Below are 12,405 nucleotides of genomic sequence, written 5' to 3' on the forward strand. Positions count from 1 at the left end.
CATTTGGTCCAAGGCATTGACCGCGCTGGTGCGGTGAAGCCACCGATTGCCCTGTCACGGCGCGCGCTGCGGAATTTCCTTCATGCGCGCCAGTCTGGGCGCCACCATCGGCATGGTCAGCATGGTGCTGGCGATCGCCATCAGCAACAATGCGGTAAAGGCTTCGCTGGTGATGATCTGCTTGTCGAGCAGGATGTTGGCGAAGATGATCATGATCAGCGCCTTGGTCTGCAGCAGCCAGCCGATGATGCTAGCCTCGCCGGGCGCCCACTTGAGGATTCTGCCGGCGATCCGGACACCGATCAGCTTGCCGGCGACCGACGCGACGAGCAGGAGCGCCGCGGCGATCAATACCGCCTCGCCGCCCATTGTCCAGTTGGTGCGCAGACCGGTGCTCAGGAAGAAGACCGGCATCATGACGAGCAGGACATGGTGACGCAGCAGGTCCATTCGTTCCTGATCGAACCAGTCCGATTCAATGATCGCCCCGGCGAGAAAGGCGCCGACCATGAAATGGAGGCCGGCCCAGTCGGCGCCGAAAGCGCAGGCGGCCAGCCAGATCAGCGCGACATACCAGCGGTCGCGCTCGCCCAGCCGGATCATCAGGCGCCGGAAGCCGTGGCCGAGCACGGCGAATGCTGTCAGGAAGGCAATCTGCTTGCCGACCCGGCCCCAGTCCATCAGGATCAGCGCCAGCACCCCCCAGATGGCGATGTCGTCGACACTTGCGTAGCGCAGGATGCGCTGACCGATTGGCTGGCGCAGGATCTCGAGCTTTTCCATGAGCAGGATCAGGATCGGCAGCGCGGTGACCGCGCAGGCCATGCCGATGCCAAGCACGAACTGCCAGGTCAGCGCTCGTGGGCCGATCCAGCCCTCCTGGAACAGCAGAACGGCGGCGGCGATACAACCAAAAAGCAGCGGGGTCGCGAGCGCGAGACTGGCGGAAATCGAGCTCTCGCGACGGTGGTCCCAGGCCTTCTTGAGGTCGATCTCGATGCCGGCGATCATGACGAAGAGCATGACTGCCCACCACGCGATCCCGTTCAATGACTGCACCACCGGCGAGGTGAAAACGAAGGCGTAGTAATCCGGGAAAAAGCGGCCAAGAACGCCCGGCCCGAGCAGGATGCCGGCGATGATCTGGACGACGACCAGCGGCGCGTAATAGTCGGTCCGCCCGAGACGCCAGATCAGAAAAGGGACGGTGAAGATGATCGTCATCGCGATCAGGAAGATTTCCGTCGTATTCACCCGGTCCGGCGCAGCAATAGTAAGGGCAGGCGCAGCAGAAAGCCGAGGAAGAGGCGGGTGTGCATCCAGGTCAACAGCGTATTGTCACGCAGGTACTTGAAATGCGAGACGCCGCCCTCGTCGGCACGGAAATAGCGTACCGGCGCATCGATATTGACTGGTTTGATCCCAGCCCAGCACAGGCGGACGACCGCTTCCGGATCGAAATCGAAACGGCGCATCCAGCGGTTGGCTTGCATCACGCGCACCAGCGGCGCGATCGGGTAGACACGGAACCCATAGAGCGAGTCGCCGATGCCCATCCACAGCGTTTCGAGATTGGCCCAGGCGTTCGAAACCTTGCGGCCGTTGACGCGCAAGGCGGGGGCATCGGCGGCGAAGACCGGCTTGCCGAGCACCATCGCTTCGGGATGGGCTTGCGACACCTTCATGAAGACCGGGATGAGGTCGGCCGGATGCTGGCCATCCGAATCCATCGTCAGGGCGTGAGTGTACCCGGCGGAGGCGGCGTGCGTGATGCCTTCCAGCACCGCTGCGCCCTTGCCGCGATTCTCGGGCAGCACGATGACGTGCAGGCCGTCATCGGCAGCAGCCATTTCCTGGATTTTCTGACAACTGTCATCGGTACTGCCGTCGACGACGACCCACACCGGGTTCCATTGCCGGCGCGCGGCGAGCACCGTGTCGACTACCCGGGGACCCGGATTGTAGCTTGGAATGAGGACGAGATGGGTGAGCGACGCCGAGGTCATGACGCGGTGGCACCTGTTGCGGTCGACGCTCCGGAAGGGCCCAATTCCGCACGGAAGTACTGTTCGAGCCGCGTAGTCAGGTCGCCGGCGTCCTTCTGCGCCGCGAAGCGGCGTCCGCGGCGGATGCTGATGTCGAGGGGCAGCTTCGGCCTGGCGAAGAGCGGCCAGTCCTTGCCCAGATAGGGTGAACTGAAAGTAATGCACAGCGTCTGTACCGGCGTTCCGGCGCGCGCGGCGATTACCGCCGCCGTCGGCAGAAACGGATCGACAGGAAATTTCGTGGTGCGCGTGCCCTCGGGGAAGATGACGAGTTGCGCGCCCTCACGCAATTCCTCGCGGGCGTCGAGAATGAGGTTGAGTGACGCATCGTTGCGGATATAGCGGGCGAGGCGCGCGGCGGCGCCGAACAGGATATTGTCCATCAGTCCGGCCTTCATCACGCACACGGCGTTCGGCAGGCGCGAGAGAATCATCACGGCATCGAGCAGCGACGGGTGGTTGGCGACGACGATCAGCGGTCCCTCATGGCGCAGGTTGTCGAGCGCTGACAGTTCGAAACGGCAGGCGCAGCAGAGTGTGAGGAAACCCAGATAGATACGGAAGTTGGCCATGATCATGAAGCGTCCCAGCGGCTGCCCCCAGCGCCGCGGCAGCAGCCGGTGGAGAATCATTGCGAAGGGCAGCCAGAGGACGCAGATGAGTGCCAGAAACCCGAGGCCGACGACCATCGCCAGATATTCGTAGGCGATCCACCAGTATGGGCGACCGCGCGCGCGCTCAGTCATCGACCATGACGCGGGTGCTCGACTCGCCGAATATCCAGGACAGGGCCACGCCAGCCGACAGTGCCTCGTTCTGCAGCACCAGCGGGCTGTCCTCGAATTTGGCTCCGGCAAGATTGCCGTAGCGCACGAAGGCGCCGAGCCAGAAGTTCGGGAAGCGCTTCGATACGCCCATTGTGTATTCCATGCCAGCGTAGCCCGAGGGGGCCTCGTAGGCTGGGCGGAACGGCGTCGCATACTGTGAGGCGACCGAATAGTAATAGGCATTCTGACGCCGGCTTCCAAACAACGGGCCGGCCAGCAATCCGAGATTCCAGCCCGGCAGACCCGGCAGATCGGTAATGTCGAAATTGGCATTGGGGCTGAATACCCAGCCAACATCCTGTGGCGAGCCTTCGACGGTCAGTGCCGTGCGCAGGGGCAGCCGCAATTTGAGGAAGCGGGCACGGTTTTCCGAACGCCACAGGGTCAGGTCCACTTGCGGGCCGATCTCGAAGCTTGCCTTGAGGTCCGGCATGCCAGCCCGCGCGCGAATGTCCTCGCTTCCCGTGGGCGGTGAGAGCGCCAGGCTCACCGTGAAGTCTACCCGGTCGGTATCGAAAAAGCTGCCACGGATGCCATGGCGGTCGGCCTTGAAGAAGTCGCCGTGGTAACTGAAGAAGGGAACCGGCAGGATGAAGTTGCTGGTCTGGTCCGAACCACGATAGGCGGGGAGCGTGAGAGCGGAAACCCCGGCGCCGATTTCCCACAACGGCTTTTCCTCGGCGGCGCCGACGGGCACCGGCAAGCTTAAGGTCACGGTCAGCGCCAGACCGGCGCCACAAGCGGAACGATGCTTCATCCGGCAGTCTCCAGGTCGTGCAGCGCCGTCGCCTCGATTTCCACAAGGAGATCGGAACGGCAGATGTCGCCATGAACATAAGAAATTTCCGCAGCCGTGCCAAGGAACGGATGCACCGTGTCGCGCGCGGCGGCCAAGTCGGCCGCGTGGCGCAGGTATACTCTGTAAGCTAGTTTCTCGACTCGGTAAGGAGCCGATCGGGCGAGACGGTTTGCCTCGGCAACGACGGTTGCGACATTGTTTAGCGCTTCCCGCGTCTGGGCCACGACATCTCCGCAATGCATCGTCTGGTGGCCGAGGATGCTGGCCGTTCCCGAGATGAAAAGGATCTCCTGCCGGGCCAGACTGACCAGCGCGGCGCGCGAGAAGGTCGGGCTGCGTGGCCCGTATTTGGCTGGGTAGTCGTAGGCGCTGATCTGGCGCGGGTTCTCGACCGCAGTGGCCGCTTCGCCGCCGGCCATGAAGGCGATGCGCAACGGTCCCCCGGCCAGGCCGATGGCGCAGGCGGCCGGCACGTTCCCGGTTGCGCCCCGGCTGAATTCGAGGAAGGCATCCTGGCGGCCGATGTTGAACTGGCGATAGCGCTCTAGCCCGTGCGTTTCAAGGTTGATGTCGGCCAGGTAATTCCACACGCGCCACAGATACGGCAACTGCTGGGCCTCGAGCAGCCGGAAGATACGGCGATAGGCCTCCTGACTGGCGGCCTGGAGTGGCGAACAGTCAGACGCCCCGGGGAAATCGCTCTCTGGCAGTTCAAGGACGCCGTAGAGCACCGGACCGGCACGGCGCCAGGCGATGTCCGCGAATTCGCCCGAAGAACAGGGTGTATCGGAACACCAGACTTCATCAACCTTGCCCGCCATTTGACCGATCGGCAGGGCCCCAATAAACTGCACTGGCCACGCCGGGGCAGCCCCCGCGCCTCGTCCGCCGATCCGGACGCCGCCGAGAATGGATTCTTCGCGGCCGGCAATGGCGCAAGACAGATCGGTGTCGTTCAGGCAGGAAAGAAAACAGAGATTCACGAAGCGGAATTAAGCGCAGGATCGTCGACCCGGCGGATGTTGATGCGCCTCCGCTTCCACCCCAAAAAGGCGCGCCGGGGCTGTATGACGTTGGCGATATAATAGAGTGTCTTGAACATCAGGATGGCGCGCCAGATCGGCGTCTTGCCGAAAATGTCACCGGCCAGGACCGAAAGGAGGGCTTCCTTGACGCGGAAAATGTTCTTCGGATGCATGAAGAAGTCGCGCATGATCGGGTTGGTTACCCGGTAGATAAACCACGAGAATTCCTTAGGGCCGTGCTTCATCAGTTCGTCAAAACGCTTGAGTGCGGTTTTTGCCGCAGCCGGATTTTTCAGGCAGGTATCGATCGCTTCGGCACCGATCACGCCACTGTTCATGGCCAGCAGCACGCCGGAAGAGAAGACAGGGTCGATGAAGGCATAGGCGTCGCCGAGCAGCAGGTAGTTCGGGCCGTGATTGCGCTCCGAGACATACGAGAAGTTGCCGGTGGCTTCGACTTCATTAACCAGTGTTGCCATCTTCAGGCGTTCGGCCAGCGCCGGAGACATGGTGATGCCATCCATCAGGAACTTCTCGACGTCGCGGTTTCCCTTGGTCTTCATGAAATATGGCCAGGTCACCATGCCGATGCTGGTGACATCGCCCTGCATCGGGATGAACCAGAACCAGCCGTGCTCGAACCAGAAGATGCTGATATGGCCCTCAGCCTGACCATCATGGCGCCGGGCCCCGGAGAAATGGCCATAGATTGCAGAACTGTTGTGTTTCGGGTTGCGGTGTTTGATCTGGAAACGGTTTGCCAGAAAGGTGTCGCGACCGGAGGCGTCAACAACAAAACGGGCTTTCCATTCGACCCTGCACCCATCATCATGCTCGGCATGAATCACTGCACCACTGTTGTCGGGCAAAAATTCAATCGCTTTGGCCTTGCACTGCTCATGTACTTCAACACCCTTGTTCCCTGCATTGCGAATCAAGATTTCGTCGAACTCGGCGCGCTTGACCTGGTAGGCGTAGGGTATCGATTTGTCCCAAGCGTCTGCGAAATGAAAGGTTTGCGACATTTCGTGGTGGGGTGAAACGAACTCGGCGCCCCATTTCTCCATGCTGATCGCCTTTACCTCGTCGGCGATGCCCATGCGCTCGAAGAGCGGCAGGTTGGCCGGCAGTAGCGATTCGCCGATGTGGAAGCGCGGGTGGCGCGCCTTCTCGAGCAGGACGACCCGGTAGCCCTTTTCAGCCAGCAGGGGCGCGACCGTCGTTCCAGCCGGGCCGCCACCGATGACCAGAACATCGCATTCCCGACGTTCAATTTCCTGCACTTGCTGTTTCATTCTGTCAGTTTCTCCGGGAGCGGCCAGAAAAAATTCGCCTGTAGAAGTCATCCCGTCCGCGGTCTCCGGGGGGAATCAAGATGGCCTGCCTTGTTGCCGAACAAGCGGACCATATTGGGGCCAAAATTATACTGCTGCCTGAGCTGCCGGCGGGACACAACAGGTGCTGCCGTCTTCAACCCGCGGAGCGATTGATTTCATCACTTCCCGCCGCGAGAGTTTGACCGGCGACATCGAAACGATGTTGTCCACCTGTAAGTCTTGGCTCAGGTAAGGCTTGAGGCCGAGCGGCTGGCGGGGATGCAGCTTGAATTCGCGCTTGGCCTTTTCCAATTGCGCCTTGTTGGCACTGAAATAGCGGGCGGCGGCGATGGTTTCGGGTAAATGCTTGAGCACATGCCAGAGGCTCCAGCGATGCGCCCACAGCCGTTTGGCAAAACGGCGCCGATAACCCTTGCTGTCATAGAAGCGCTTGACGTGCCAGTTGTAGAGCGCATCCATCTCCTCGCGCGACGTGAAGCCCTCGGGCAAAAAGACGAAATTCAGGCAATTCATCAGTCGCCAGTCTTCGATGAACTCACCCGACACCTGGCTGGCGCACTCTTCCCAGATCGGCGCGCCGTGCAGCGGGCTGAACTTGGTCATGTTCATCTCGTCGAGTTCCAGCGAGAGAATGAAATCGCTGGTCACCTTCACGGTATCCGGCGTTTCGCCGGGCATGCCAAAAATGAACAGCCCCTTGGCGCGCAGGCCGGCGGCGTGAATCTGCCGTACCGTATCGCGCACCGCATCGAGCGTCACGCCGGCCTTGTGCCTTTCCATCATCGCCGGATCGGCCGATTCGATGCCCATCGACACCATCAGCACGCCCGCTTGCTTCAGTTTGGCCAGCATTTCGTCCGAAGTATGGCCGGTGCGGATCGCGCAGTTCCACTGGATGTCCAGCGGCTTCTCGATCAAGAGCTCGCATAAATCGAACACGCGCTGCTTCTTGGCCGTGAACAGGTCGTCGTACATGTTGATGTGATAGACCCCGAACCGGTCGCGCAGGTATTTCATGTGGTCGTAGGTGTATTGCGCTGAATTGGTCTTGTAAAGGCGCTCGAACACCGTCCGGTCGCAGAACGAACAGGTGTAGGGGCAGCCGCGCGAGGTGACCATCGTCGCACCGTAGCGCTTCTCGTAGGCAAACAGCGGCAGGTGATAGGCATGCGGAAAGCCGGGCAGCTTTTCGTAGGCCGGGAAGGGCAGATCATCGAGATCGAGGATGCGGTCGCGGCGCGGGTTGATGCGAATCTTGCCGCTTTCGTCGCGGTAAATCAGGTTGGCGATCCCCTTCAACGGCTTGCCATCGGCCAGTTCAAGAAAGGCCCCTTCACCCTCGCCGATTACCAGATAGTCGATCTCGGGATAGTGTTCGAGAATGGGCGCCCCGAGCGACGAAACATGCACGTTACCAAAGGTAATCTTGATGTCCGGTCGCCGCGCGCGAATATATGAGGCGAGTTCGATGGCATCCATGAACCCCGAGGTCGTCGCTGAAAAACCGACCATTTCCGGCTCACTGGCCAGCACGATCTCGGCATTCTCGGCAATGCTCGGCGGGGCATAGGGGCCCAGGCAATCGTGCAATTGGACGCTATGACTGAACTTTTCCAGCCACGAGGCCAGTTGCATGATGCCGATCGGCGGCATCCGGTTGGCCAGCACCGAAAAATCGGGCTGTCCGGGAACGAAATTGAAGCCGGCAGGGTGAACAAGGGTGACGCGCACGATTTATTGCTCCCGCTAGCGTTTCAGCGAATTCTACAGGCAATGAGAGAGCGTAACCCTGGCGACTTGCGGTGGATAGGCGTGCCAGTAACCCAGTTCGCGGGAAGACTGGGCGCCTCCGCGTCAAGCAGTGCGGAGGCCTAAGCTGCGGCTGGCTATGCTCGCTTGATATGAACCTTGATGATGGTGCGGGCGCTGACCGCCCGCACAGTAAACAGGTAGCTTTCCTCGCGGATCTGGCTGCCCACGGGTGGAATCGTGCGCAGGCGGTTTATGATCAGCCCGGCCACGGTATGAGCCGCCTCCATGGGAATGTTCAGGTGCAGTTCCTCGTTGATCTGCGAGATTGGAGTCCGGCCATCGACCAGAAACTCTTGGGATCCCAACTCCTTGATCATGATGCGCTGCTTGCTGCGGTGCGATTCGTACTCGTCAAAATCGTAGCCGACATCGATTTCTCCAACCACCTCCTCGAAGATGTCTTCCATGCTGAGAATGCCGATGGCTGAACCGAACTCGTTCACAACTATCGCCATGAAGTCTATCGGGCGTAGAAGGAGTGTCTTGATGGTGCGGTCTATGGGCTGCCTGGAGGAGACATAGACCGGTTCCTGGATGTAGTCGGCCTTGGCTTTCCGGTTGATGTCAGTCGCCATCAGGTCCCACGAGTTCAGGGTGAGGATGCCCACGATATTAGACATGTTGCCTCGATAGATCGGCAGGCGATTGTAGCCGTGGGCGAGCACGAGTTGCACCGCTTCCTCCATGCTGGCATGTTCGCTGATACCTACCACCTCGTCGAGGGGAGTCATCACCTCACCTACCGAAGTCTCGGAGAAACGCGTGATGCGAGCAACTTTCTCCGCATCGAAGCCGCCATCGTCATCGTCTGCGCCCGACGACGTCTCGAGCAGCATACGCAGTTCCTCGCGGCTGATGAAACCACTATTCACCGGCGTACTTCCCCCGGCCAAGCGGGTCGCAAAGCGGGCAACACGACTGAAAACGAAAACTACGGGAAAGAACAGCCAGGCAAAAAAGCGCAGCACGAAAACGATGCGGGTCACCAGAAAATCGGCTTTCTGCTGGTAGATGCTTTTCGGAACGATTTCGCCGAGGATCAGCAGGAAAGGGGTCGCCAGCGCCACCGAAATGATGTCGCCGCTCGGACCCATGGCTTCGATGAAGATGATGGTGATCAGCGTGGTGACGGTAACGGTAGCCACGTTGGTGCCCACCAGTGTCGTCCCGAGAAGCAGGTCCGGCGTTTTGTACATCTTGAGCACGAGAGCCGCGCCTTTGTCGCCGGTCTTGGCCATATGACGCAACCTGATCTTGTCGCTGTTGACCATGGCGATCTCGGAGCCGGAAAAAAAGCCCTTGAGCAAGAGGAAGATCACGATCGCTGTACATTCAATGAACATTTCCACGGCTCAGGCCCCTTTCGCTGCTGACGGGTTAGCGTAAGGCGCCACACCCTGTCCGGACGCTGCCTCATCGATTTTGGATACCGACTGCGAGGTAACCTCCGCAAGCGCCTCCGCAGGCGCGTCCGTCTCGCCAGCAGACGGATCTTGGTCCTCGTGGCGGCCATCAACTGGTGGCGGCGGGCTGCACCCCGTGTCCACCAGTTCGGGGTCCGGGCCCAAGTCCAGGCGGGTCACGAGGAACCCGCCGATGCGCAAACCCAGCATGCTCTCGACGGAAAAAATGAAGCCCTCGAAGGTGACCGAGTCACCGACCCGCGGCAGGCGATTCAGCAGTCGCATGACCAGGCCACCGACGGTGTTCATGCTCGGGTCATCGAGGCTGGCGCCCACCAACTGATTGAAATCCACCAGGCTCATCTCGCCGGGGATCGAATAGATCTTGCTCTCCTCGATCTCCCTGATACCGGGCTCCTCCTGCGGCGGCGCAAGCCGGCCGAGCATGAAAGCGGCCACGTCGCGGATCGAGATGATGCCAAGAACATTGCCATATTCACCAATCACCAGAGCGAGACGGGTGCGGTTCTCCTGGAAGAATTCGACCAATTCATCTACTTTCTTGGTGGCCGGCACAAACTGGGGCTGGCGCATCACGTCCCGCACCTCGAGTGACGCCAAGTCGCCGCCGCTGCGGACCAGTTTGATGATGTCTTCCGAATGGAGGAAGCCGACGACATTCGCAGGATTACCCTCGAAGAGCGGCACGCGGGGATGGCGCATGGCCTGAAAGGCCTTTACCAGTTGCGGCAGCGGAGCGTCCACGTCAAGGGAAACCATGCTCGAAATCGGCGTCATGATGTCCACGACCTCCGCTTCCGAAGCCTCCAGCAAGTTGTCTATGAGAATCCGCTCGGTGGGCACGATCGCACCACTGGCCTCGCCTTCCTCGACCAGCGTTCGAAATTCGTCGGAGTGGAGAATGTTTTCCTTCTTCACCGGTTCGCCGACGATGGCCGTGGTAATCCGGTCGGCGATGGCACGCACCACCTTTCGCAGCGGTGCAATGAAAGCGATCCATCTGGGCAAAAGCGGCGCGGAGAAGCGAGTGGCGACCATCATCGGGTAAGTGACAGCAATGGTCTTGGGCGTCACCTCGCCGAAAAGCAGAAGCATCGGGACCATCACCAAGATGTTGAGCCAGGTGGTCTGGTCTTCGGTGAAAAACATCAGGAGGATCGACGCCATGTTGGCCGCCGAGGCTATGTTCACCAACTCATTGCCACATAACAACGAGATAATCAGGCGCCGCGGCTCTACCAGCATGTCCTGAATACCCCTGAAACGTGGATGCTGGCTGTTCTGCAACCTCTGCAGATCGAAGGAGGTCAATGAAAAGAGTGCCGTTTCGGATCCCGAAAAGAACGCCGATGTGGTCAGCAGGAGCACCTGGACGCAGAGCCGGACGATCAGTTCCAGGTCGAGCCAGGACGGTAATTCCATAAACATGGTCAGACTCCCTTAACTGTGGCAACGCCCGATTGGAGTAATCACGCAGTTCACTCCCTTCAATCAGCGAGCCTTATAACATAAACATTGATGTTTTGGCGCGGGTCAGGGCAGGGCGGAGGTTAACTCGCAGGGTGATCCTGGCGCGCCCGGAAGTCATTTTCTTTAAGGGCGTGGCCACGCCCTTCCATCCAATATGACGTCAAGTCGGGTCGGCCGCCGATTGTGATTCCGACAGACTTACCTGGCCCGCGTCATCAAGCGCAATATCCTCGAAGCGCACCTTGGTGATGCGGTGATGGTCCATTTCCAGAACGACCAGCCGGGCCGAATGGATGTCGACCGCTTCGCCGACGTGCGGGACGTGCCCGAGCACCTTGTATATCAGTCCGGCGAGTGTCGTATAGTCGGCGTCCTCGGGGAATGGATAATGGATGATCGGCTCCAGGTCGCTGACCCGCATCGAGGCGTCGATTTCGTACTGGCTGCCTTCCAGCTTCTTCACACGGCGTCCCGCCGTTTGCGTGAACTCGTCGTCGTACTCGCCGACAATTTCCTCAAGGATGTCTTCGAGCGAGATCAGTCCCTCGGTGCCGCCGTATTCGTCGATGACAATCGCAATCTGCTGCCGTCCCTTTTTGAAGGCTTTCAGCATTTCGCTGAGCGTCTTGGTGTGCGGAACGACCAGCGGCTTCTTGGCGAATTCGCCGACCGGTTGCTGGCTGACTTTGTCCAGCATTGTGCAGGTATGTTCAGCCATGACGGTGAGCAGTTCCTTGATCGACACGATGCCGGTGATGCGGTCGATCGTCTGGTCATAAACCGGGAAACGGGCGTGCGGCATGTCCTGGAACAGGCGTAGCGCATCGGACAGCGTTGCATCCTTCGACAGCGCCACGATTTCGGTGCGCGGCACCATCGCCTCGTACACGTTGTGCTCGTCAAGGTTGAAGACACCGCGAATCATCTGTGTTTCTTCCGGGGCGAGGACGCCATCCTTTTCGCTGGCTGAGAGGACCATCCGGATTTCCTCGACCGACATCGTGAAGTGGCTCTCGGCGCCATGTGCCAGATCGCGTTGCCCGAATACCCAGAGCAGGGCGTTGGAGGAGAGCTTCATGACGAAGATCAGGGGCTTGAGGATGATGTACATCAGGTTGATCACCCAACCTACGGCCATGGCGATCGCTTCAGCCTTGTGGAAGGCGAGTACCTTGGGCGCCAGTTCCCCGGCGACGACGTGCAGGAACGAGATGACCACGAAGGCGAAGGCGTAGGAGGCGGTATGCGCTGCCGTCTGGATCGCATGGCTGTCGCCGAAAATTGCGAAGAGTGCGACGAAGGAGGCGTCGGTAAGAGTACTGATCGTTTCCATACCGAAAGCGCCGAGGCCGAGAGAGACCAGCGTGATGCCGACCTGGGTGACTGAATAGAAGCGCTCCGGTTCGTTGTGCAGCATCTCGACGGTTTTCGCCGCCTTGTTGCCCATGTCGGCCATCTGCTTGATCCGGCTCCGCCGCGCCGAGGAAATCGCGATCTCGGAACCGACGAAGAAAGCATTTCCCGCGACGAACAAAAAGATGAGTCCAAGGTTGACCCATACTGTTAACGAATCCATCTTTCCGCCTCCATTTGATTGTTTTTCGTCAGGGTTTCGTGTGCCACGTGCAGCACGCACTGACGGGCGGCGAGCGTATATCCGGCACCC

General features: G+C 60.1%; 10 protein-coding genes. All 10 read right to left on the minus strand.

The features are described from left to right. Positions 1-54: 54 nt before the first annotated feature. A complete protein-coding gene (locus IPP03_17310; GenBank protein MBL0354321.1) occupies positions 55-1,224 on the minus strand; it encodes a cation:proton antiporter in 1,170 nt (389 codons plus the stop codon). Positions 1,225-1,250: 26 nt separating this feature from the next. Continuing rightward, positions 1,251-2,006, minus strand: a complete 756-nt coding sequence (locus tag IPP03_17315) for a glycosyltransferase family 2 protein (protein ID MBL0354322.1) — start codon at positions 2,004-2,006, stop codon at positions 1,251-1,253. Continuing rightward, the gene (locus IPP03_17320; protein MBL0354323.1) at positions 2,003-2,791 is read right to left on the minus strand and encodes a 1-acyl-sn-glycerol-3-phosphate acyltransferase; all 789 of its coding nucleotides are present in this window, start codon (positions 2,789-2,791) and stop codon (positions 2,003-2,005) included. The genes IPP03_17315 and IPP03_17320 overlap by 4 nt, the downstream gene beginning before the upstream one ends. Next, positions 2,784-3,629 carry a MipA/OmpV family protein gene (locus IPP03_17325; protein ID MBL0354324.1) on the minus strand — a complete coding sequence of 282 codons (846 nt, stop codon included), beginning with the start codon at positions 3,627-3,629 and terminating at the stop codon, positions 2,784-2,786. Before IPP03_17325 ends, IPP03_17320 begins: the two co-directional genes overlap by 8 nt. After that, a complete protein-coding gene (locus IPP03_17330) occupies positions 3,626-4,630 on the minus strand; it encodes a hypothetical protein (protein MBL0354325.1) in 1,005 nt (334 codons plus the stop codon). The genes IPP03_17325 and IPP03_17330 overlap by 4 nt, the downstream gene beginning before the upstream one ends. A 20-nt stretch (positions 4,631-4,650) precedes the next feature. Beyond that, positions 4,651-5,991 carry a tryptophan 7-halogenase gene (locus tag IPP03_17335; GenBank protein MBL0354326.1) on the minus strand — a complete coding sequence of 447 codons (1,341 nt, stop codon included), beginning with the start codon at positions 5,989-5,991 and terminating at the stop codon, positions 4,651-4,653. Between the two features lie 126 nt (positions 5,992-6,117). Continuing rightward, positions 6,118-7,764, minus strand: coding sequence for a cobalamin-dependent protein (locus tag IPP03_17340; protein ID MBL0354327.1), 1,647 nt, complete (start codon positions 7,762-7,764; stop codon positions 6,118-6,120). A gap of 155 nt (positions 7,765-7,919) precedes the next feature. After that, positions 7,920-9,194 carry an HlyC/CorC family transporter gene (locus IPP03_17345; protein MBL0354328.1) on the minus strand — a complete coding sequence of 425 codons (1,275 nt, stop codon included), beginning with the start codon at positions 9,192-9,194 and terminating at the stop codon, positions 7,920-7,922. Between the two features lie 3 nt (positions 9,195-9,197). After that, positions 9,198-10,697 carry an HlyC/CorC family transporter gene (locus IPP03_17350; GenBank protein MBL0354329.1) on the minus strand — a complete coding sequence of 500 codons (1,500 nt, stop codon included), beginning with the start codon at positions 10,695-10,697 and terminating at the stop codon, positions 9,198-9,200. A gap of 202 nt (positions 10,698-10,899) precedes the next feature. Continuing rightward, a complete protein-coding gene (locus IPP03_17355) occupies positions 10,900-12,315 on the minus strand; it encodes an HlyC/CorC family transporter (protein ID MBL0354330.1) in 1,416 nt (471 codons plus the stop codon). Between the last annotated feature and the right edge of the window lie 90 nt (positions 12,316-12,405).

Origin of the sequence: Candidatus Dechloromonas phosphoritropha, from assembly GCA_016722705.1 — a bacterium.
Classification (GTDB): Bacteria; Pseudomonadota; Gammaproteobacteria; order Burkholderiales; family Rhodocyclaceae; genus Azonexus; species Azonexus phosphoritrophus.